21 protein-coding genes and 1 riboswitch are annotated in these 20,541 nt (G+C 67.3%); of the genes, 11 read left to right on the top strand and 10 right to left on the bottom strand.

The genetic code is table 11. From position 1 onward, the window contains the following. Positions 1–36 precede the first annotated feature (36 nt). Genes D0C15_RS12385 through D0C15_RS12370 form a run of 4 tightly spaced genes read left to right on the top strand, consistent with a single transcriptional unit; the run spans position 37 to position 3,212 of the window. Positions 37–942: a Rossmann-like and DUF2520 domain-containing protein gene (locus D0C15_RS12385; RefSeq protein WP_116044289.1), complete on the top strand. Its 906-nt coding sequence runs from the start codon at positions 37–39 to the stop codon at positions 940–942. Further along, positions 939–1,898 carry a pantoate--beta-alanine ligase gene (panC, locus tag D0C15_RS12380; RefSeq protein WP_281270700.1) on the top strand — a complete coding sequence of 320 codons (960 nt, stop codon included), beginning with the start codon at positions 939–941 and terminating at the stop codon, positions 1,896–1,898. Before D0C15_RS12385 ends, panC begins: the two co-directional genes overlap by 4 nt. Before the next feature lie 11 nt (positions 1,899–1,909). Continuing rightward, positions 1,910–2,410 (top strand): aspartate 1-decarboxylase, encoded by a 501-nt coding sequence (panD, locus tag D0C15_RS12375; protein ID WP_116044287.1) that lies wholly within the window; start codon positions 1,910–1,912, stop codon positions 2,408–2,410. Positions 2,411–2,429: 19 nt separating this feature from the next. Next, complete coding sequence (locus D0C15_RS12370; RefSeq protein ID WP_116044285.1) at positions 2,430–3,212, top strand: type III pantothenate kinase; 783 nt, start codon at positions 2,430–2,432, stop codon at positions 3,210–3,212. A gap of 150 nt (positions 3,213–3,362) precedes the next feature. Here D0C15_RS12370 and D0C15_RS12365 read toward each other — a convergent pair whose 3' ends face one another. Further along, on the bottom strand, positions 3,363–3,677 hold the full coding sequence (locus tag D0C15_RS12365) for a DMT family transporter (RefSeq protein WP_116044282.1): 315 nt from the start codon (positions 3,675–3,677) through the stop codon (positions 3,363–3,365). A 40-nt stretch (positions 3,678–3,717) separates the two neighbouring features. Next, positions 3,718–3,785: riboswitch (guanidine-III (ykkC-III) riboswitch) on the bottom strand. A gap of 139 nt (positions 3,786–3,924) precedes the next feature. Here D0C15_RS12365 and lysS point away from each other — a divergent pair. From lysS to D0C15_RS12350, 3 genes are all read left to right on the top strand, one after another. After that, a complete protein-coding gene (lysS, locus tag D0C15_RS12360) occupies positions 3,925–5,436 on the top strand; it encodes a lysine--tRNA ligase (protein WP_116044280.1) in 1,512 nt (503 codons plus the stop codon). A 184-nt stretch (positions 5,437–5,620) separates the two neighbouring features. Further along, positions 5,621–5,968, top strand: a complete 348-nt coding sequence (locus tag D0C15_RS12355; protein WP_116044277.1) for a histone-like nucleoid-structuring protein Lsr2 — start codon at positions 5,621–5,623, stop codon at positions 5,966–5,968. A gap of 178 nt (positions 5,969–6,146) precedes the next feature. Then, the gene (locus D0C15_RS12350) at positions 6,147–6,761 is read left to right on the top strand and encodes a TIGR03086 family metal-binding protein (protein ID WP_116044275.1); all 615 of its coding nucleotides are present in this window, start codon (positions 6,147–6,149) and stop codon (positions 6,759–6,761) included. Here D0C15_RS12350 and D0C15_RS12345 read toward each other — a convergent pair. Then, complete coding sequence (locus D0C15_RS12345; protein ID WP_425455381.1) at positions 6,758–7,630, bottom strand: (2Fe-2S)-binding protein; 873 nt, start codon at positions 7,628–7,630, stop codon at positions 6,758–6,760. The genes D0C15_RS12350 and D0C15_RS12345 overlap by 4 nt on opposite strands. A gap of 392 nt (positions 7,631–8,022) precedes the next feature. Here D0C15_RS12345 and D0C15_RS12335 point away from each other — a divergent pair, with 392 nt between their 5' ends. Further along, on the top strand, positions 8,023–10,575 hold the full coding sequence (locus D0C15_RS12335; RefSeq protein WP_116044270.1) for an ATP-dependent Clp protease ATP-binding subunit: 2,553 nt from the start codon (positions 8,023–8,025) through the stop codon (positions 10,573–10,575). A 259-nt stretch (positions 10,576–10,834) separates the two neighbouring features. Here the strand turns inward: D0C15_RS12335 and pcp are convergent, their stop codons facing one another. Then, complete coding sequence (gene pcp / locus D0C15_RS12330) at positions 10,835–11,476, bottom strand: pyroglutamyl-peptidase I (protein ID WP_116044268.1); 642 nt, start codon at positions 11,474–11,476, stop codon at positions 10,835–10,837. Positions 11,477–11,607: 131 nt separating this feature from the next. Here pcp and D0C15_RS12325 point away from each other — a divergent pair, with 131 nt between their 5' ends. Then, positions 11,608–12,105 carry a DoxX family protein gene (locus D0C15_RS12325; RefSeq protein ID WP_116044369.1) on the top strand — a complete coding sequence of 166 codons (498 nt, stop codon included), beginning with the start codon at positions 11,608–11,610 and terminating at the stop codon, positions 12,103–12,105. A 28-nt stretch (positions 12,106–12,133) separates the two neighbouring features. After that, positions 12,134–13,123, top strand: a complete 990-nt coding sequence (locus tag D0C15_RS12320; protein ID WP_245975718.1) for an endonuclease/exonuclease/phosphatase family protein — start codon at positions 12,134–12,136, stop codon at positions 13,121–13,123. Here D0C15_RS12320 and D0C15_RS12315 read toward each other — a convergent pair. From D0C15_RS12315 to D0C15_RS12305, 3 genes are all read right to left on the bottom strand, one after another. After that, positions 13,112–13,951 (bottom strand): SIR2 family NAD-dependent protein deacylase, encoded by an 840-nt coding sequence (locus D0C15_RS12315; protein WP_116044264.1) that lies wholly within the window; start codon positions 13,949–13,951, stop codon positions 13,112–13,114. The genes D0C15_RS12320 and D0C15_RS12315 overlap by 12 nt on opposite strands. Beyond that, on the bottom strand, positions 13,948–14,259 hold the full coding sequence (locus D0C15_RS12310) for an antibiotic biosynthesis monooxygenase family protein (RefSeq protein ID WP_116044262.1): 312 nt from the start codon (positions 14,257–14,259) through the stop codon (positions 13,948–13,950). Before D0C15_RS12310 ends, D0C15_RS12315 begins: the two co-directional genes overlap by 4 nt. Positions 14,260–14,323: 64 nt before the next feature. Further along, positions 14,324–15,745 carry a M1 family metallopeptidase gene (locus D0C15_RS12305; RefSeq protein WP_116044260.1) on the bottom strand — a complete coding sequence of 474 codons (1,422 nt, stop codon included), beginning with the start codon at positions 15,743–15,745 and terminating at the stop codon, positions 14,324–14,326. 23 nt (positions 15,746–15,768) lie between these two features. On the opposite strand from D0C15_RS12305, the gene D0C15_RS12300 reads away from it, so the two are divergent. Continuing rightward, positions 15,769–16,539, top strand: coding sequence for an alpha/beta fold hydrolase (locus D0C15_RS12300; protein WP_116044256.1), 771 nt, complete (start codon positions 15,769–15,771; stop codon positions 16,537–16,539). A gap of 9 nt (positions 16,540–16,548) precedes the next feature. Here the strand turns inward: D0C15_RS12300 and D0C15_RS12295 are convergent, their stop codons facing one another. From D0C15_RS12295 to D0C15_RS12280, 4 genes are all read right to left on the bottom strand, one after another. Next, positions 16,549–17,610, bottom strand: coding sequence for a peptidoglycan recognition protein family protein (locus D0C15_RS12295; protein ID WP_116044254.1), 1,062 nt, complete (start codon positions 17,608–17,610; stop codon positions 16,549–16,551). Between the two features lie 202 nt (positions 17,611–17,812). Continuing rightward, a complete protein-coding gene (locus D0C15_RS12290; protein ID WP_116044252.1) occupies positions 17,813–18,688 on the bottom strand; it encodes an HhH-GPD family protein in 876 nt (291 codons plus the stop codon). Between the two features lie 22 nt (positions 18,689–18,710). Continuing rightward, entirely contained in the window at positions 18,711–19,202 is a 492-nt protein-coding gene (locus tag D0C15_RS12285) for a beta-class carbonic anhydrase (RefSeq protein ID WP_116044250.1), read from the bottom strand. Positions 19,203–19,314: 112 nt separating this feature from the next. Then, a complete protein-coding gene (locus D0C15_RS12280) occupies positions 19,315–20,415 on the bottom strand; it encodes a LacI family DNA-binding transcriptional regulator (RefSeq protein ID WP_116044248.1) in 1,101 nt (366 codons plus the stop codon). Positions 20,416–20,541 lie beyond the last annotated feature (126 nt).

Below are 20,541 nucleotides of genomic sequence, written 5' to 3'. Positions count from 1 at the left end.
ATGGCAGGAGCTGTGAGCTATGCGAAAAGGCCGACGATGACGCGCCCCGCCCGGCTTTCGGTGGGTGTGGTGTCCGCGGGCCGGGTAGGCAGTGTGCTCGGTGCGGCACTGGTCCGCGCAGGTCACACTGTGGTTGCCGCCTCAGGCATCTCCACCGAGTCGGTGCAGCGAGCGGAACGACTGCTGCCCGGTGTGCCCCTGCTGCCCTCCGACGAGGTCGCCCGCCGCGCGGATCTCGTCGTGCTGGCCATTCCAGACGACAGCCTCGCCGTGATGGTGCGTGGTCTCGTGGCGACCGGCTCCCTGCGTCCGGGACAGATCGTGCTGCACACCTCCGGCGCGCACGGGGTCGGTGTGCTCGACCCCGTCGCCGAACTCGGTGCGCTGCCGCTCGCGCTGCATCCGGTGATGACGTTCAGCGGCAGGTCCGAGGACCTGGAGCGAATGGCCACCTGCTGCATCGGGGTGACGGCCGCGGCAGGCGACGAGGCCGCGTGGAACGTCGGTGAGGCACTTGCGGTGGAGATGGGGGCCGAGCCGGTTCGAGTGCCCGAGGCCGCGCGGACGCTGTACCACGCCGCGCTGGCCCACGGTGCCAACCACCTGATCACCCTCGTCGCGGATTGTGCCGAGGTGCTCAGGCGCGCGGAGGTGGCGGATGCCGAGCGGCTGCTGGGTCCGTTGTTGTCGGCGGCATTGGATAATGTGCTCCGGCACGGCGACCGCGCGTTGACCGGTCCGGTCGCCCGTGGTGACACCGGTACGGTCGGTGCCCATCTCGGTGCACTGGCCGAGCACGCGCCGGACGTCGTCGCCTCCTACTCGGTACTGGCCAGGCGAACCGCGGAGCGGGCCAGGAAGTCCGGGATGCTCTCTCCCGGAGGCGCCGCCGCGATCGCCGACCTGCTCGACAACCCTGCTGATGGACGTGAGACACAGTGAGTTCCCCGATCCCCGCCTATCCCGCGACGAAGGCGCCCGCGCCCAAGTTCACCCGTAACCAGCTCAACGTCTACCGGACGGTGGCGGATATGAGCCGGGTGACCGACGCGTTGCGGTCGGTGAGCCGCACGGTCGCTCTCGTGCCGACCATGGGCGCGCTACACGCCGGGCACCGGGAACTGTTTCGCAGGGCAAAGCGGCTGCCGAACACAGTCGTCGCGGCGTCGATCTTCGTCAACCCGCTGCAGTTCGGCGAGGGCGAGGACTTCGAGGCCTACCCGCGGCGGCTGGAGGCCGACCTCGAGGTGCTCGCGGATGCCGGTGTGGAACTGGCCTTCACGCCCTCGGCGGCGGATCTGTACCCGCAGGACCGGATCGTGAGCGTGGGGCCCGGCCCGCTCGGTGACGAGTTGGAGGGCTCGTCACGTCCTGGGCATTTCGCCGGAGTGCTGACCGTGGTGTCGAAGCTGTTCAACATCGTGGGGCCGCACTATGCGTTCTTCGGCGAGAAGGATTTCCAGCAGCTGGTCCTGATCCGCCGGATGGCGCGGGACCTGAACTTCCGGACCAGGGTGGTCGGGGTGCCCACGGTCCGGGAACGTGATGGGCTGGCACTGTCCTCGCGCAACGTCTACCTTTCCGCCGAGCAGCGGGAGCAGGCGGTGGTGCTCTCCGCGGCACTCACCGCGGGCGCGCATATGGGGGCGCGGGGACGATCGGCTGTGCTGGACGCGGCCAACAGCACGCTGCGGGCCCGTCCCGAGGTCGAGGTCGACTACCTCGAACTGCGCGGAACCGAACTGGGACCCGCGCCCGTCGACGGGGAAGCACGGTTGCTGATCGCCGCACGAGTGGGGAACACGCGGTTGATCGACAACGTTCCGGTTCTGCTCGGCTCCTCGGCCGGGCATGGGGTGGAGCAGGACGAGGGATCCACCGAGGACGCAGGGGTATAGGAGAGTCCGCCATGTATCGCACGATGCTGAAGTCGAAGATCCACCGCGCGACGGTGACGCAGGCCGACCTGCACTACGTCGGTTCGGTGACCGTCGACGAGACCCTGATGGAAGCGGCCGATTTGCTGCCCGGCGAGCAGGTCTCGATCGTGGACGTCACCAACGGTGCCCGGCTCGAGACGTACGTGATCACGGGCGAACGGGACAGCGGTGTCATCGGGATCAACGGTGCCGCGGCCCACTTGGTGCATCCGGGTGACCTGGTGATCCTGATCGCCTATGGGCAGATGGAGTCGGCAGAGGCGGCGTCGTTCCGCCCACGGGTCGTGTTCGTCGACGCGGACAACCGCGTCACCGACGCTGGCGGCGACCCCGGACACGCTCCGGCAGGGTCCGGTCTGGTCAGTGGTGCGCTGCCGGTGGCGGCGCCGGACGGCCATATCGCCAACTTCCCGGTCGCCGAGACCGTGGACGCGGCGCGGCTGGACGCCCTGCTGCACGCGGAGAGCTGAGCGAGCCGGTGCACCGCTAGTGCTGCTCACCGTCGACGTCGGTAACACGAACATCGTCCTCGGCCTCTATCGAGGCAGGGGCGACGAGGCCGAGCTGGTCCGGGACTGGCGCATGCGTACCGACGCGCGTATCACCGCCGACGAGCTGGCGCTGACCATGCGCGGACTGCTCGGGCCGCACGCCGACCTGGTGACCGGGATCAGCGCACTGTCGACGGTGCCCGCGGTCCTGCGCGAGCTGCGGGTCATGCTGGATCGCTACTACCTGGCCGTGCCGAAGATCGTGGTCGAACCGGGTGTGCGAACCGGCGTTGCGCTGCTGGTCGACAACCCCAAGGAGGTCGGCGGGGACCGGTTGGTGAACACCCTCGCCGCCTACCATCTGTTCGGCACTGCCTGCGTGGTCGTCGATTTCGGCACCTCGACCAACGTCGACGCGATCTCGTCCAGGGGCGAGTTCCTCGGCGGTGCCTTCGCCCCCGGTATCGAGATCTCGGTGGACGCCCTCGCGGCCAGGGCGGCGGCACTGCGGAAGGTGGAACTGGTGCGGCCGCGTTCGGTCATCGGTAAGAGCACCGTGGAATGCCTGCAGTCCGGAATCGTCTTCGGTTTCGCCGGCCAGGTGGACGGCCTGGTGAACCGGATCGTGCGCGAACTTTCTTCCGATGCGACTCCGGTCACGGTGATCGCGACCGGCGGTCTCGCACCGCTGGTGCTCGGTGAGTCCGAGACCATCACCGAGCACGTCCCCGAACTCACCCTGCTGGGCCTGCGCCTGGTCTATGAACGCAATATGCGCTGAGGGTTATTCACGATCGGTCGGACGGGGGTGGCCCGGGGCTTGCGGAGGGTCACTCACGGCTGGCCGATACCAGTGAGATGCGTGCACCCGGCAACTTACGCCGCGTGAATCACCCTCAGCTGAAGGCCTGCTGAGCGTTGCCGCATCCGCTCAGCTGATCACCTTCAGGCCGACGACGCCGGCCACGATCAGCACGAGGCAGGTGATCCGCGCCGCGGTGACCGGATCACCGAGCGCCGCCATGCCGTAAACCGCGGCGCCGACGGCGCCGATTCCGACCCAGACCACATAGGCCGTGCCGATCGGAATGCTGCGCATGGCGAACGCGAGCCCGCCCATGCTGAGCGCCAGCGCGACCAGAAACAGCAGCGAGGGATTGAGCCGGGAAAAACCCTTCGACGCGCTGAGCGCCGCGGCCCAGACGGTTTCCAGGACTCCGGAAATCACGAGTACGACCCAGGACATATGTCCGACCTCCAAGAAGCACGCAGTGAGTTGTCACGACACTGCGCCGTCTTGTCGATGCCGGGTACGACGCGCTCGTCCGGAGTGGTTCGAGATCCACCACACTCGACGTTAACACCGCCCGCCTGCGAGTGCCGGTGGTGTTCACCACCAGTCGTGTGCCAATACCTGCCGCAGGGCTGGCCGGCGCCGGCAATGGGTAATCCGGTTCGCGTCGGCCGAGGCGGGGTTCGTACGCTATGGCGTCATGACCGATATCCCCGCGTCCGAGAACGCCACTACTGACGATGACCTGCCCGAACAGCTGCGGGTGCGCCGGGAGAAGCGTGACCGGATACTTGCTGAGGGTATCGATCCTTATCCGGTTGAAGTCCCCCGTACACATACGCTCGCCGAGATTCGCGCCACACATTCGGATCTCCCGCCGGACACGAGCACCGGGATGCAGGTCGGAATCACCGGCAGGGTGATGTTCCTGCGCAACACCGGGAAGCTGTGTTTCGCGAGTCTGCGTGAGGGCGACGGAACCGAACTCCAGGCAATGATCAGTCTGGCCAAGGTCGGAGCCGACGCACTCGCGGCTTGGAAGGCCGATGTCGATCTCGGCGATCACGTTTTCGTGCAGGGTGAGGTCATCACCTCGAAGCGTGGCGAACTTTCCGTGATGGCGGACGGCTGGCGGCTAACGTCCAAAGCGTTGCGCCCCCTGCCTGTGGTGCACAAGGAATTGGCCGAGGAAACGCGAATCAGGCAGCGCTATGTTGATCTGATTTTGCGCCCGAAGGCGCGTGATGTGGTTCGGACGCGGGCCACGGTGCTGCGTGCGTTACGGGACTCGTTCCACGAACGTGGGTACACCGAGGTCGAGACGCCGATGTTGCAGACGCTGCACGGAGGCGCCGCGGCGCGGCCGTTCGTCACCCATTCCAACGCGTTCGATCTCGATCTGTTCTTGCGGATCGCGCCCGAGCTCTACTTGAAGCGCTGTGTGGTCGGTGGGATCGAAAAAGTCTTCGAGATCAACCGGAACTTCCGAAACGAGGGCAGCGACTCCTCCCATTCGCCCGAGTTCGCGATGCTGGAGTACTACGAGGCTTACGGGACTTACGACACCATCGCGGTGCTGACCCGGGAACTCGTTCAGGAAGCCGCGGAAGCAGCGCTCGGTACGCAGGTCGTCACTCTCGCGGATGGTTCCGAGTACGACCTTTCCGGCGAGTGGACAACCCTCACGATGTATGGCTCGTTGTCCGAGGCGGTCGGTACGGAAATCACTCCTGAGACATCAGTCGACACACTGCGCTCCTTTGCGAAGTCCCACGACCTCGAGGTCGATCCGAAACTGGGTCATGGCAAGCTGGTCGAGGAACTATGGGAGCACCTGGTGGGCGACCATCTTTACGCGCCCACCTTCGTTCGGGATTTTCCGCTGGAGACTTCACCGTTGACCAGGCAGCATCGCAGCAAGCCGGGTATAGCGGAGAAGTGGGATCTCTACGTACGCGGATTCGAACTTGCGACGGGGTACTCCGAGCTCGTCGATCCGGTGGTGGAACGGCAACGGCTAACAGAACAGGCTCGACTCGGTGCCGCGGGTGATAGCGAGGCCATGGTTCTCGATGAGGATTTCCTTCGTGCTCTCGAGTACGGAATGCCACCCAGTGGTGGTGCGGGAATGGGTGTCGACCGCTTGCTCATGGCGCTCACTGGTCTCGGCATCCGGGAGACGATCCTGTTCCCGCTGGTGCGGCCGGAATAACCCATAAGACTGACAAGTAGCTCTTGGTTAGTGCTGGTCGGACTGACTACACAACAACCGCCACGCCTAACAGCAATCGTGATTTGCGTTTAACGGCGGCAGCGGGTATTAATGTCGGAGTCGAAGCTTCTGGCGGGATCGCGTCTCCAGCGATCAACCGCCAGCTCAAAGCAGGAGGAAACTGATGGCGCAGAAGGTTCTCGTCTCTCTCGTGGACGATCTGGACGGTTCCGAGGCGGAGGAGACGGTTGAGTTCGGTCTGGACGGTGTGAGCTACCAGATCGATTTGTCCGCGGACAATGCCGAGGAACTTCGGGACGCGCTGGCGCAGTACATCGAGCACGCGCGCCGTTCCGGTGGTCGTAAGCGCAGTTCCACTCGCGCGGCGGTGAAAGCGACGGCTCGTCCCGCCACAGTGGACCGCGAGCAGAACCAGGCCATTCGGGCATGGGCTCGCAAGAACGGTTTTCAGGTTTCCGACCGCGGGCGTATCCCGTCTGAGGTGGTCGAGGCTTACCACAAGAAGAACTGACGTTCTTCACGGCTCCTGCTTCGAGCGGGCACCACAGGTCGTGCAGTGGGGTCACCGGATTCTTCCGGTGACCCCACTGCTGTCTTGGCCGGTCACGTAATCGATTTCCTCCTTCGCGGTCTGGCGTTGTCGCGTTTGTTCAAGACAGCCGTGTTGCCCCTGCGGTTTGATTCGACGCATGAGTGAACAAACCGACAACGCCGGCGCCCTGGTGTCCGCTGCCCGCACCTTCGTTGAGGTCGCGGGCTCGATCTCGCCGGAGCAGTTGAGGAATTCGACCCCCTGCGCCGAGTACGACGTACGCGGACTGCTCAATCACTTGCTGTACTGGGGACCTCGTCTCGAAGCCGCCGCACGGCGGTTACCCGCGCCACCACAGGACGCGGGTGAGGACGCAGCGGATCTCGTCGGCGCGGACTGGCTCCAGCGGCTGACGCGGCAGTCGGAGGGGCTGGCTGGCGCACTGGCGTCCCCGGCGGCCTGGGCCGGAACGACCGTGATGCGTATGGAACTGCCTGCCTCGATGGTCGGCGGAATGGTCCTCACGGAGTTCGTCGTGCACGGCTGGGATCTGGCGGTGGCGACCGGGCAGCCGTACGGCTGCGAGCCCGCTGTCGCGCAGGCGGCACTCGGAGTCCTGGCGGCGATGGCCGAGCAGGGCAGGCAGATGGGTGTCTTCGGTGCCGAGGTCGAGGTCCCGCCCTCGGCGGGCACTCTCGAGCGAGCCCTCGCGTTGTCCGGCCGCGACCCGCGATCCGGCGGGCACAGGACGCGGAGCTCTGAGCGCCGTTAGCCCTTGGGGCAGGTGCGCGGGCAGCCCGCGCACTCGGCCTCGTGCGGCAGCAGGTAGGAGAAGCAGCAACTCTCCCTGCGCCGCGTCCAGCCCCGTTCGCCGTCGGTCGCGGTCTCCATCCTGAGTGTGGAGGCCGACGTGAGTGGCGGGAAGCGACGTTCGAGCACCAGGGCGGCGTCGGCCACCGCGGCCCCCTCGGCAGCGCGGGTACCGCCCTGTGCTCCCGCCCACCAGAGCGCGCTGTCGAGCGCGTCGGTGGCGCCGGCCCACAGTGTTCTTGCCCCCAATGGGCTGCTCCTGCGGTAGGCCTTCACGAACCGCGAGGCGTGCGCGACGTAGCGGGCACGCAGTACCTCGGCCAGCGCTCGTTCGTCGGCGACCACCGTTGCCTCTGGCCTGCCGCCGCCGGGGTCGGATGGCAGGCAGTAGAAGGACCGGCCCAGTACCGCCACCCCGTCGGGATCCGGCCTGCCCGTAGCCGCGATCCGCAGGGCGAGTTCATCTGGGCGCAGATCGGGCACGCGGCGCTCGTGGTGCAGCAGCAAAGCTCCGGCGTACGCCGGGATGCGCAGGTACCAGGACATGATGTAGCTGGCGACCGTGCGCTCCGGAGCGGTTCCGTATTCCGCCCGCAGCCAGTCGCGCAGCCGGTTGCGCCACTGGTCGAGCTCGCGCTGGTCGTCGAGCAGGCTGGTGCACCGGAGCCAGCGGCCATCGGCGGGGACGTCGACGCGGATCTCGGCCCGCTCCTGGAGCCGAGCCACCCGCTCCAGAGAGGTGGTGAGGCCGCCGGGGGCGGCGAATCCGGCCGCATGCGGACCCGGGCGCCCGGCGTGAGCGGCATCACGGAAGGATCGGTCGATGCTCACTCGGACCTCCCTGCCGTGCCCGGTTCGGTTGATTAGGTCTGCCTTACCTTACATTGAGTGGGAGGTCGCGCCAGTTGTCAACCACGATCGGGCGAAGGCCACAAAGGTCACCCTGTTCGCGTTGAGCGGACAGGCTCGGCCCGGCGGAATCCTGATGGAGGCTCACACGTTGCAATGAACGTCAACAGCCAGCGAAAAGACGTCGATAACGACAGGTCGCGGCCTCCTCAGGAGTGACCATCGCGATCCGATTCCGGCGTAGTCGGACGCCGGTGCGGCGGCTGGGCCACTACAGTGGTCTTACGGTGCTGAACTCATCGCGGGCCGCATCCCTAAAATCGATGGGGACGTGGTGAGATCGGGCCGCCGGCGCAGCAGTCGAGGGAGTGGGAATGTTCGAAAGGTTCACCGACCGCGCGAGGCGGGTGGTCGTCCTGGCCCAGGAAGAGGCCCGGATGCTCAACCACAACTACATCGGCACCGAGCACATCCTCCTGGGCTTGATCCACGAGGGTGAAGGTGTCGCCGCCAAGGCGCTGGAGTCGTTGGGTATCGCGCTGGAGGGTGTGCGACAGCAGGTCGAGGAGATCATCGGCCAGGGGCAGCAGGCCCCGAGCGGGCACATCCCCTTCACGCCGCGTGCCAAGAAGGTGCTGGAGCTGTCTCTGCGCGAAGCGCTGCAGCTCGGCCACAACTACATCGGCACCGAGCACATTCTGCTCGGGCTGATCCGTGAGGGTGAGGGCGTCGCCGCGCAGGTGCTCGTCAAGCTCGGCGCGGACCTGAACCGGGTGCGCCAGCAGGTGCTGCAGCTGCTCTCCGGCTACCAGGGCAAGGAGCCCGCGGAAGCCGGTGCGGGCCGCGGCGAGGGCACCCCGTCCTCCTCGCTGGTGCTCGACCAGTTCGGCCGCAACCTGACCGCGTCCGCGCGGGAGGGCAAGCTGGACCCGGTCATCGGCCGCGCCAAGGAGATCGAGCGGGTCATGCAGGTGCTGTCCCGCCGCACCAAGAACAACCCGGTGCTGATCGGTGAGCCCGGCGTCGGCAAGACCGCCGTCGTCGAGGGGCTCGCGCAGAACATCGTCAAGGGCGAGGTCCCGGAGACGCTGAAGGACAAGCAGCTCTACACGCTTGACCTCGGCTCGCTCGTGGCCGGTTCCCGCTATCGCGGTGACTTCGAAGAGCGGCTGAAGAAGGTGCTCAAGGAGATCAAGACCCGCGGCGACATCATCCTGTTCATCGACGAGCTGCACACGCTCGTGGGTGCGGGTGCAGCCGAGGGTGCGATCGACGCGGCGAGCATCCTCAAGCCGATGCTCGCCCGTGGTGAGCTGCAGACGATCGGTGCCACCACGCTCGAGGAGTACCGCAAGTACATCGAGAAGGATGCCGCGCTGGAGCGCCGCTTCCAGCCGATCCAGGTCGGTGAGCCCTCGCTCGAGCACACGATCGAGATCCTGAAGGGCCTGCGCGACCGGTACGAGGCGCACCACCGCGTCTCGATCACCGACTCGGCGCTGGTGTCGGCGGCCACCCTGGCCGACCGCTACATCAACGACCGGTACCTGCCGGACAAGGCGATCGACCTGATCGACGAGGCCGGCGCCAGGATGCGGATCCGCAGGATGACCGCGCCACCGGACCTGCGCGAGTTCGACGAGAAGATCGCCGACGTCCGCAGGGAGAAGGAGTCGGCCATCGACGGCCAGGACTTCGAGCGGGCCGCGCGCCTGCGGGACGAGGAGAAGACGCTCCTCGGCCAGAAGTCCGAGCGGGAGAAGCAGTGGAAGGACGGTGACCTGGACGTCGTCGCGGAGGTCGACGACGAGCAGATCGCCGAGGTCCTCGCCAACTGGACCGGGATCCCTGTCTTCAAGCTCACCGAGGAGGAGACCACCCGTCTGCTCCGCATGGAGGACGAGATCCACAAGCGGATCATCGGCCAGGAGGACGCGGTCAAGGCCGTGTCGCAGGCGATCCGTCGTACTCGTGCCGGGCTGAAGGACCCCAAGCGCCCCTCCGGCTCGTTCATCTTCGCCGGCCCGTCCGGTGTCGGTAAGACCGAGCTGTCAAAGGCGCTGGCGAACTTCCTGTTCGGCGAGGACGACGCGCTCATCCAGATCGACATGGGCGAGTTCCACGACCGCTACACCGCCTCGCGGCTCTTCGGTGCCCCTCCGGGCTACGTCGGTTACGAGGAGGGTGGCCAGCTCACCGAGAAGGTGCGGCGTAAGCCGTTCTCCGTGGTGCTCTTCGACGAGATCGAGAAGGCGCACCAGGAGATCTACAACACCCTGCTGCAGGTGCTCGAGGATGGCCGCCTGACCGACGGTCAGGGCCGCACGGTCGACTTCAAGAACACGGTGCTGATCTTCACCTCGAACCTGGGCACCTCGGACATCTCCAAGTCCGTGAGCCTCGGCTTCTCTTCCGGCAACGAGGGCGTTGCCAAGTACGAGAAGATGAAGCAGAAGGTCAACGAGGAGATGAAGAAGCATTTCCGGCCGGAGTTCCTGAACCGGATCGACGACATCATCGTGTTCCACCAGCTGACGGAGGAGCAGATCGTCGAGATGGTGGACCTGATGGCCGGCCGCGTCGAGACGCAGCTCAAGGCCAAGGACATGACCATGGAGCTCACTTCGAAGGCGAAGAAGCTGCTGGCCAAGCGGGGATTCGACCCCGTGCTCGGTGCGCGGCCGCTGCGCCGCACCATCCAGCGCGAGATCGAGGACCAGCTGTCCGAGAAGATCCTCTTCGGCGAGATCGAGGCCGGTCAGATCGTCATCGTGGATGTCGAGGGCTGGGACGGCGAGAGCGCGAAGGACGACACGGCGCACTTCACCTTCCGCGGTGAAGCCAAGCCGTCGAACGTTCCGGACGCCCCGCCGGTCGGCGTCGCCGCCTCCAGTGGCGACGAGGCAGGCGAGACCGAAACCGAGTAACACCGCAAAACAACTCCAGAGCAAGCAGAACGCCCCCCGGGACAACTTCCAGGGGGCGTTCTGCTGCGCCCGCGCCAGGTTGGTACGTCTGCAAGTACTCCCAAGCAAGATCGACTTCGTCGCTAACCGCCACCAACTCCCCAACCTGGCACGCGCGAACGGGGATGGGTTGGGGGTAGGAAAACGCGAGAACGATCTTGCTTGGGGGTACTTGCAGCACCTCCATCCCTGGGCGGGAGGGGTGCGGGGACGGTGCGGTTCAGTGCAGGGTGCCCGCGGGGACGGGGAGGTCGGTTTTCGTGGTGAGCGCGGTGCGTACCAGGATGTCGAGCGCGCGGGCGGACTCCTCGACCGACAGACTCGGATGCTCCGTTCCGGCCTGTTCGGGGCTGAACGGCACGTGTACGAAACCGCCGCGCACGCCGGGTAGTTCGGTGGCGAGCAGGTGCATCAGGCCGTAGAACACGTGGTTGCACACGAACGTGCCCGCGGTATGCGAGACCTCGGCGGGCAGGCCCGCGGCATCGATTGCCGCCACGCAGGCCTTGACCGGCAACGAGCTGAAGTACCCAACCGGACCGCCCGGCACGACTGGCGCATCCACCGGCTGTCGGCCCGCGTTGTCGGGGATGCGGGCGTCCTGCAGGTTCACCGCGATCCGTTCCGGGGTGACAGCGGCTCGCCCGCCTGCCTGCCCGGTGCAGACCACGAGTTCGGGCCGATACGCCTCGATGGCCTCGCCGAGCGCGGGAAGGGACCGGTCGAAGTCGCAGGGGAGTTCCGCCACGGCCGGTTGGTAATCCCGGGGCCTGCCGTCCGCCAGCAGCCGAACAGCCTGCCAGGACGGGTTCACGGCCTGCCCGCCGAACGGGGCGAAGCCGGTGAGAAGTACGCGTCGCATGACCACGAACGATACGGCGGATGAAAACGGTGGAGAAAGTTCCGCTGTCGTGTCGATCCTGCCGCACGCTGTTCGACGTCTGGGTAAGGGCAGGGAAACGGACCCAGGCCAGGACAACCGGAGGCATCGACATGACCACCATCACGAGGAACGCCAAGTCCAGCACCAGCACCGCGGGCGAGACCGCCACGCCCTCCGCCGGCAGGCTGGTGAACCTGAGCGCGGGTACACACGGCGCCGTGATCGCCGCGGTGCGAGTCGTGGTCGCGTTCCTGTTCATCTGCCACGGCGCGCAGGGCCTCGGCGCCTTCGGCGGGATCGACGGTCAGGGGGCCGGAGTCGCGTTCGGTTCGTGGCCAGGCTGGTGGGCGACGGCGATCGAGCTCGTCGCCGGTGGACTCGTGCTGCTGGGCCTGTTCTCCCGGCCCGCGGCGCTGTTGTGCTCGGGCGCCATGGCCTACGCCTACTTCGTCGTGCACCAGCCGATGGGACTGCTCCCGCTGCAGAACCTCGGTGAGCAGGCCGCGCTGTTCAGCTGGATCTTCCTGCTGATCGCGGTGCTCGGCCCCGGCTCGTTCGCGCTGGACTCGCTGCGCCGGTCCCGGCGGTCCGTCGTCCGGACGGCATGAGCGCGACCGGCCAGGGCATGCTGGTCGGGTGAGCACGAGTGTTGAAGAGGTCGGAACTGCCGGGAAGGCCGAGCGGAAGGGGCGCGGACGGATGACGATCAACATCCTGCTACTGGTCGCGGCCGTTCCGTTCGCGCTCCTGGCGTTCTTCCGGCTGGCGGGTATCGACGGCAACCGGCACATCGCGGCCACGCTCGCGCTCACGCCGTACGTCACCGCCTGCGGGCTGCTGCTCGGTGTGCTCGCGCTCGTGGCCCGGAGCTGGTGGATCGGCGCAGTCGTGCTCGCGTTGACGGTCGCACTGCTCGCCGTACTGCTGCCCAGGGTCCTTCCGGACGGACAACCGGACAACGGCGGCGCGGTGCTGCGGGTGCTGGCGGCCAACCTGTACTTCAGCAACGGGAACGCCGACCAGGTGGTCGAACTTGTCCGGGACAACGACGTCGACGTGCTTGCGCTGACCGAACTGGACTCGACCGGGGTGGCGGCGCTGGCCGATGCCGGACTGTTCTCGCTGCTACCGCACGAGGCACTGCGAACGGCCGATTACGGCAGTGGTTCCGGCCTGGTGTCCCGCTATCCGCTGGACGAACTGCCGCCGATCGAGCCCTCGACGTTCGCGCAGCCGCGCGCGCGGCTGCACCTGCCGGACGGATCCTCGGCCGAGATCGTCGCGGTGCACGCACGGCCACCCATCTCGGACATGGACGACTGGCGCACCGAACTGGCCGCACTGCCGCCCGCGCCCGAGACGTCCACGCGGATCCTCGCGGGGGACTTCAACGCCACGCTGGATCACGCCGCGTTCCGCCGGGTACTCGACACCGGCTATCACGACGCTGCCGAGCAGCGCGGGAAGGGCTTAGTGCCCACCTGGCCATCGGGCCTCTACCCGCCGCCGGTGACCATCGACCACGTGCTTGCCGACAGCCGGGTGGCGGTGCGCGACTACCAGGTGCTCGACGTGCCGGGCAGCGACCACGACGCCGTGTACGCGGAGCTGGTCCTACCCGGCTGAGGTAGAAGTCAGCAGCTGGTCCAGTGCGGTGAGGGCCGCCAGCGCGCCCATCGGGAGCGAGATCCCCCTGCCGTGCCGCACCTCCGGCTCACGAGGATTGATCCGGATGAGTGCACCACTGGCGGCACTGGCGAGTTCGGCCTGACGCCGAACTGTCGGCACAGCACGTCCGGCCCCTAGTTCGATCACCACGAGGTCGCGCTGCGCGCGGCGCCACTGCCGCAGCGCGTCGAGCTGGCCCTGGCTGCGGTGTCCGATCCAGTCGAGATCCCCGAACATCAGGATGTTCGGGCGGGAGAGCCCGCCGCACCCGGGACAGCTGGGGAGCGGACGCTGCGCCCGCATGGTCTCCTCGTCCACCAGCACCCGGGTGTCGTCCGCGGGCCAGATGTCGTCGTGACAACCGCGCGCGCACTGCAGGTGATGGATGGAGCCGTGCACCTCCGCCACGCCGTTCCCGGGAAAGCCCGCCCGCTGGAACTGCCCGTCGACGTTTGAAGTGAAGACACGCACGCCACCGGGAGTGCGGGAGCCCCACTTCCGCAGCAGCTGGAATCCCTCGTGCGGGACGGTCCTGCGGTAGAGGTCCAGGCGATGTCCGTAGAAGCCCCACGCGAGTTCCGGATCCGCTGCGAAGTGCTCCGGGTCGGCCATCTCGGCGAAGCTCAGGCCCAGCCGGGCGTACGGCGGGTAGGCCCGCCAGAAGCCCTCGTCACCTCGGAAGTCGGGCAGCCCGGAATCGACGCCGGCACCCGCACCAGCGCACACCAGGAGCGCGCCCGCGCCGGAGATCAGCTCGGCGGCGCGAGCGAGGTCCGCATCGGTCACTCGGTTTTGGGGCCGTTGCTCTGTACGACCTCGAACTCCAGCAGGCTCGCACCGCTGGCCACCGGCTTGCCACGCTGCCCGGAGTGCGCCTCCTTGGCCGGGCCCTCGGACCAGGCACGGAAGTGCTCCTCGGACTCCCACTTCGTGTAGACGAAGTAGCGGTTCTCGCCGGACACCGGACGCAGAAGCTCGAACCCGAGGAAGCCGGGCTGCGAGTCGACGGCGTGCAGCCGCGCGGCGAAGCGCTGTTCGAGCTCCGGTCCCGCGCCCTCGGGAACCTCGATCGCGTTGATCTTCACAACAGCCATGCCGTCCAGGGTAGTCCGCCTCCCGGTATCGCACTTTCCCGGGAAAGTGCGATACCGGGCTTGGCTAGCGGCGCAGTGAGCCAGGGAAGAGGAACTCGTCGGTGGGCAGCCGCGTGCCGCGGAACCAGGCGTCGAAGAACTCGCCGAGATCCTGCCCTGCGATATCGGCGACGAAACGCTCGAACTCCGGCCAGCTCGCGTTGCCGTCCCGGTGCGCGGCCGACCACTCCGGCAGCACCCTGGCGAAGGCCTCGTCGCCGATCTGCCTGCGCAGTGCGTGGATGGCGAGGATGCCCTTGTCGTAGACCCCGCTGAACTCGTTGCCCGCCCCCATGTCGTAGAGCTTCGGCGACCAAAAGGCGGTGTTCTCGCGCAGGCGATCGACCGCACGGTGGTAGCGCTGGTCGAGATCCATTCCCTGCTTGCCCTCGGCCCACAGCCATTGCGAGTAGCTGGCGAGGCACTCGTTGAGGCAGATGTCGGCCCAGGAATCGACCGAGACCGAGTTCCCGTACCACTGGTGGGCGATCTCGTGGACCACGGTCTCCAGGTCCGCCCATTGTGCGTACGTGGGCCTGCCCTGGGTTTCCAGGGAGAAGCCGATCTCCTCGTCCAGGTAGATCCCGCCCGCGGTGTCCATCGGATACTCGCCGAAATGTCCACTGAGGAACTCGATGACCTCGCCGACACGGTCGCCGTCCGCGCGTTTCGACTCGGTACCCGGCGCGTAGGCGGTGAGTACGGGAGTGCCGTCGGCGAGCTTCGACCTCTCGATCTCGAACTTGCCCACCGCGAGGGTGGTCAGGTAGCTCGCGACCGGGGTCTGCTCGGACCAGGACCAGGTTGTCCATCCGCCCGCGCTGGTGGTGCCTTCCTCGGTGCCGATGGAGATCGCGGCCCAGCCATCGGGAACCCTCGCGTCGAGCCGGAAGGTGGCCTTGTCGCGCGGAGTCTCGTTGACCGGGTACCAGAACGCGGCCGAGTGCGGTTCGCCGACGACGAAGGCGCCCCCGCCGGAGCTCTGCTGCCAGCCGTTCGCGCCCAGCTCCCCGTTCGCTTCCTTGGGAGTGCCGCCGTAGCGCACGCGAGTGCGGAAGGTGCTGCCCTCGGCGAGCGGGGTCGCGGGGGTGATGACAAGTTCGGTCTCGCCCTCCCGGGCGAACTCCGCGCGGGTTCCGTCGACCTCAACCGAGCCGACCTCCAGTCCGCGCAGGTCAAGGTTGAACCTGCTGAGATCCTGGGTGGCCGTCGCCGTGATCGTGGTGTCGCCGTCGAGGGACCCCGCTGCCGGATCGAAACTCACCGACACGTGGTAATCGAGGGCGTCGTAACCGCCGTTGCCGTCGTTGGGGTAGTACTCGTCGCCTGCCCCGGCCGCTCCGGGTGTTGGCGTGGAACCCGCCTGCCGGGAAGTGTCGGGGGTGCAGCCGATAATGACGACGGTAAGGCCGCAGAGCAGGATCGCTCCGCTGGTGCGGCTACGCATGTCGGGAGCTTAGGCGGTGTGGCGTGAAGCGGGTGCGTGAGGACGTGGTGGACTTCGGCGGGCAGGGGCAGCCGATCGTCCTGCTCCACGGGCTGATGGGCCGCGCGACCACCTGGTGGCCCGTCGCGCGGTGGCTGACGTCGTACGGCCACGTCGTCGGCCTTGACGCACGCGGGCACGGCAGGCTGGCGCGCAGGGGCAGCTGGCACACCGAGGAGTTCGCCGACGAGGTCGCCGAGCTGATCGGCGAAATGGACGAGGGGCCCGCCGTGCTGATCGGGCATTCCATGGGTGGCCTGCACGCGTGGGCGACGGCCGCACTGCATCCGGAGCTGGTGCACGCCGTCGTGGTGGAGGACATGGCGCCGGACCAGCGCGGAAAGACCGTCGACACCTGGCGCGGGTACTTCGACTCGTGGCCGGTGCCGTTCCGTTCGATCGCACACGTGCGGGAGTTCTTCGGCGACGCGGGAAACTACTTCGCCGAATGCGTGGTCGAGCACGCGGACGGCTACCACCTGATGGCCGACCTGGAGGATCTCTACCAGATCGCCGCGGAGTGGGGCAGGCGTGACTACTGGTCGATGGTCGAGGCGGTCGGCTGCCAGGTACTGGTGATCGAGGCGGAGCACAGCGCGATGCCGCCGGGGCAGCAAGCGGAACTCGCCGCGCGGGTGCCCGGCGGCGGTAAGCACATCGTGGCCGAGGGCGCAGGACACGTCGTGCACGACACCGCGCCCCGGGAGTACCGGGGCGCGGTCGAGGCGTTTCTCTCTGGTGTGCTCCGCCGCTGACCGGCGGTGTCAGCCGGCGAGCAGTTCCTTCCACGCCTGTGGCGTAAGGGCCACCGATCGCGTGCCACGCAGCTCGGTCAGCACGCCGGCCGCGCGTGCGGCCTCGTTCTTCGTGCCGGGGGACACGGTGGGCGTGATCAGCGGCCAGATGTCGGCGCCGAGGAAGCCGCGCTCGTCGGCATGGGCGCTGCCGTAACACAGGTGCGCGGTGACGCCGTTGGCGTTCGCGACCCTCGCGACCGCGTCCCTGGTGACGGTGCCGAAAACGCCGTCGGTGGGCACGTTTCGCTCGCCTTGTGCGCGGAGCAGGTGCTGGGCGACAAGCACTCGCCTGCCGGTGTCGCCCGGTTTGAGCAGCGGCCACTCGACCGCGTCGCGGGCCTGCACGCCGAGCACCTGCGCGACCTCTCTGCGCAGCTCCGGCAGTCTGCCGTAGAGGATTCCCCCTGGGCACTCCGTGGAGTTGAAGTCGCGGTGTCCCTTGATGTTCATCGTGGGCACGCCGTACTGGTATGCCATGTAGGCGACGAGCTGAACCAACGAGTCCCACAACCGCTGCGGCACGTCGACCTGGGTGTAGAGCCCTTCGTTCTCAATGCCGATGACCTGGCTGTTGTTGTTGGCGACATTGGTGCCCTGAACGTGCCGGATGCCTTCGCGCAGGATCTCCAGGCTCCGGTGCCTGCCCTCGGTGATGTGGCCGCCGCGGCTGTTGGTGAACTGCTGGCCGCTGTCGATCCAGCCGCGAGTGTCCATGTGAAAGTTCTGAATCGAGCGGGAAATGGCGAATGCCCGCGCCAGGGAGTAGTCGTCGGTGTTGCCCGGCTCGACCGTGTGGTGCACGACGATGTAGTTGGGCACGTGGTTCTCGACGGTGATCGGCCTGCTCGGCGGTCTCGCCAGCCATTCACTCGTGCTGTAGATGCGTGGTTGCTGTACCGGTGCTCTGGCCGGGCCGGATTCCGCAGCGGAAACCGGCTGTGCGGCCAGACCACCCGCCGCACCCACGGCGGTGACGGTCAGCCCGGTCCGGAGCAGGGTGCGGCGGTCGAACCCTGGCTTTTCAGCCATGTTGATCTCCCTCGACAGGGGCGAGTCACTCGCGGGCGCTCGCCCAGATCAGCCGTATTCGGCTATGCGCAGGTGTTCATCAGCAGGGATTGCACCGCAGACGCTAACCCTCGAAGGCAGGTTCGACAATGGTTTACGAACTTCGATCGAGTGTTGTTTGAGTTCTACATGGCACCCAGAGTAGAGCGCTGCTCCATCGGGTTCAGTGCTCGCCAGGCAGAGCGAATCTGCCGTCCTCGATCTGCTCGACCAGACCGTCGGCCAGAAGCGAGTCGAGACAGCGATCGCGGCGGCCTGCCTCCGACCACACCACGTCGAGCTGGGCCTTGCTCACCGCTTCCGGGGTCGCGCGCAGTACGTCCAGCAGCCTGCCGCGAATCTGTCTGTCGGTACCCGCGAACTTCTGCGCCGGCTTGGCCTTTCCCGCGTAGGCAGGCTTGCCAGCGCGCTGCCAGGCGCAGTCGGCGAAGATCGGGCAGTCGGCGCACTGTGGGGAACGTGCGGTGCATACGAGCGCACCGAGTTCCATGACCGCCGCCGAGAACTTCGCGGCTTCGGCGTCCTGTTCGGGCAGGAAGGCTTCGACGTCAGCCATATCCCTGGTGTTGGACGGCGGTCCGGCGTCACCCGCGCCGTGTACCGCCCTGGCGACGACCCTTCGGACGTTGGTGTCCACCACCGGCGCACGCCTGCCATAGGCGAACGTGGCCACCGCACGCGCGGTGTACGCCCCGATGCCGGGTAGTGCCAGCAGGGTGTCGACGTCATCGGGGACGACGTCGTCGTGCTCGCGAGCGATCGCATCGGCCGCGGCGTGCAGCCGTAACGCGCGGCGGGGGTAACCGAGCTTGCCCCAGGCCCGCAGCACCTCGCCCTGCGACGCCGCCGCCAGCGCGGACGGCCGGGGCCACCGGTTCAGCCAGTCGAGCCAGATCGGCTGCACCCGGGCGACCGGTGTCTGTTGCAGCATGATCTCGCTGACGAGCACACCCCACCCGGTGCAGGTGGGCTCACGCCATGGCAGATCACGGCCGTGTTCGGCGAACCAGTCGATCAGGGTGTCAGCGTCGATGGACATCGCCCGAGAGCTTACCGAGCGATTACTCGGCCTCGGTGAGCTTGCCGGTGTGTACGTCGCTGACGAAGCCCCGCACCTGGTCCGTATGCGGCAGGAAAGGACTGCGCTTCACCCGCTGCACCGACTGCCGGACGCTGTCGTTGACGTCCTTGAACGCCTCGACGGCCCAGGTCGGCCGTAGCCCGGTTTCGGCCTCGAGTTCGTCCTTGAAGCCGTCCTCGGTCACCGAGTTCAGGCCACAGTTGGTGTGTTGCACGATCAGCACCTCGCGGGTGCCGAGCTTGCGCTGGCTCAGGGCGAGCGAGCGGATGACGTCGTCAGTGACGACCCCGCCCGCGTTGCGTAGCACGTGCGACTCGCCCTGTAGCAGCCCGAAGATCTCGAACACCCTGATCCTGGCGTCCATGCAGGTGAGGATCGCGATATGGAGTGATGGCTCGGGGGTGGATCGATCGCCAAGAAGGTCGTCGCCTAGTTCACTGTTACGGCGAATCAGCTCGTCGATCGCAGTCATGGTCACCTCCGGAGCGGTACTGGTCCGCAAAGTGCACACGTTCGCCTACCGTTTGGGCAACCGCCTTAGACCAACATCACTGAGTTGGTTCGAGTTCCTCGATCGCACTCCCTCAGGGGCCGAACCAGAGTTCCTCAGCCGTTCGTGGCGGTCCGGAAGTGGCGCCGACGCGAAGTTCCGTCGGCAGGGTGACGACCCGTGGTGTCATCTGTTCGTTCGTGGCGAGCAGCAGCTTCCCCGCAGCCTTGCCCTTCTCCAGCACCGGCTGGTGCACGGTGGTGAGACCGGCGCGGGTGGCCTCGGCGATGCCGTCGAAGCCGGTGACCGTGAGATCCGCGGGCACTCGTAGCCCGCGCCTGCCTGCCTCGGCCAGCGCGCCGAGCGCAAGGATGTCTGAGGTGCAGATCAGCGCCGTGACCTGCGGGTAAGCGTCGAGCAACTGGCGTGCGCCGGAGGCGCCTTCGTCCACCGTGTGCTCGAACCGCTCGACGACCGGAACGGTATTCCAGGCCACCCCCGCCGCCTCGAACGTCTTCGCCAGCGCCGCGAGCCGCGTCCGCTGTACGTGGAAGTGGGCGGCGCGCTGGCGCTCGACCGAAGCGAAATCGTCGTTACGGTCCCTGGACAATCGCATGCAGAGCACGCCGACCTGACGATGGCCGAGGTCCACGAGATGACCGGCGAGTTCGGTGATGGCCGCGGCGTCGTCCGGGCCGACCCGGTCCACGCCCTCGATCGCGGGCTGGTCGATGACGACCGTCGGAACCGGCCGGGAGAGCACCGCGGCAAGGTGCGGATCGTCGTCGGGGACCGAGTAGACCACGAATCCGTCGACACCGGCCCGGTTCACGGCCGCGACGTCCTCCCTGCCGGGGCTGGCCGGTACGAGGTGCAGCCCGACACCAGCGTCCTCGCACGCCAGCGCGAGCCCTTCCAGCACACCGACGGCTGCCGGATCGCGGAACGCGTACGACAGGTTCTCGGTGAGCAACAGCCCGACCGCGCCTGCCGTGCGTGTGCGCAAGGAACGGGCCACGGGGTCAGGTCCCGGGTAGCCGAGGCGGCGAGCGGTCTCCAGTACGCGCCTACGCAGCTCCGGAGAGAGCTGGTCCGGACGGTTGTAGGCGTTGGAGACCGTCGTACGCGAAACGCCCAGCTCAGCGGCAAGTGAAGCCAGCGTCGCCTGACGCCTGGTTCTGATGGGACGGCCCATGAACAAACCGTAACGGTTCAGAACGCATTGCAGAAGCGCTACCCCTCCTCGCGTCGCCCTTGATCACATTCGGCGTTCACTCGGGCGAGTGGACCACGGTGTGTCGTAGTCGATGAGGTAAGGGCC

It is taken from the genome of Amycolatopsis palatopharyngis (genome assembly GCF_003385185.1).
GTDB lineage: Bacteria > Actinomycetota > Actinomycetes > Mycobacteriales > Pseudonocardiaceae > Amycolatopsis > Amycolatopsis palatopharyngis.
This window is presented reverse-complemented; position numbering and strand designations above follow the sequence as displayed.

Coding starts and splice junctions, on each gene's coding strand:
- D0C15_RS12280 (WP_116044248.1), bottom strand. CDS start 20,415: ATGGGCCGTCCCATCAGAACCAGGCGTCAGGCGACGCTGGCTTCACTT.
- D0C15_RS12335 (WP_116044270.1), top strand. CDS start 8,023: ATGTTCGAAAGGTTCACCGACCGCGCGAGGCGGGTGGTCGTCCTGGCC.
- D0C15_RS12385 (WP_116044289.1), top strand. CDS start 37: ATGACGCGCCCCGCCCGGCTTTCGGTGGGTGTGGTGTCCGCGGGCCGG.
- panD (WP_116044287.1), top strand. CDS start 1,910: ATGTATCGCACGATGCTGAAGTCGAAGATCCACCGCGCGACGGTGACG.
- D0C15_RS12285 (WP_116044250.1), bottom strand. CDS start 19,202: ATGACTGCGATCGACGAGCTGATTCGCCGTAACAGTGAACTAGGCGAC.
- pcp (WP_116044268.1), bottom strand. CDS start 11,476: ATGCGACGCGTACTTCTCACCGGCTTCGCCCCGTTCGGCGGGCAGGCC.
- D0C15_RS12350 (WP_116044275.1), top strand. CDS start 6,147: ATGAGTGAACAAACCGACAACGCCGGCGCCCTGGTGTCCGCTGCCCGC.
- D0C15_RS12305 (WP_116044260.1), bottom strand. CDS start 15,745: ATGCGTAGCCGCACCAGCGGAGCGATCCTGCTCTGCGGCCTTACCGTC.
- D0C15_RS12355 (WP_116044277.1), top strand. CDS start 5,621: ATGGCGCAGAAGGTTCTCGTCTCTCTCGTGGACGATCTGGACGGTTCC.
- D0C15_RS12325 (WP_116044369.1), top strand. CDS start 11,608: ATGACCACCATCACGAGGAACGCCAAGTCCAGCACCAGCACCGCGGGC.
- D0C15_RS12365 (WP_116044282.1), bottom strand. CDS start 3,677: ATGTCCTGGGTCGTACTCGTGATTTCCGGAGTCCTGGAAACCGTCTGG.
- D0C15_RS12310 (WP_116044262.1), bottom strand. CDS start 14,259: ATGGCTGTTGTGAAGATCAACGCGATCGAGGTTCCCGAGGGCGCGGGA.
- D0C15_RS12290 (WP_116044252.1), bottom strand. CDS start 18,688: ATGTCCATCGACGCTGACACCCTGATCGACTGGTTCGCCGAACACGGC.
- lysS (WP_116044280.1), top strand. CDS start 3,925: ATGACCGATATCCCCGCGTCCGAGAACGCCACTACTGACGATGACCTG.
- D0C15_RS12295 (WP_116044254.1), bottom strand. CDS start 17,610: ATGGCTGAAAAGCCAGGGTTCGACCGCCGCACCCTGCTCCGGACCGGG.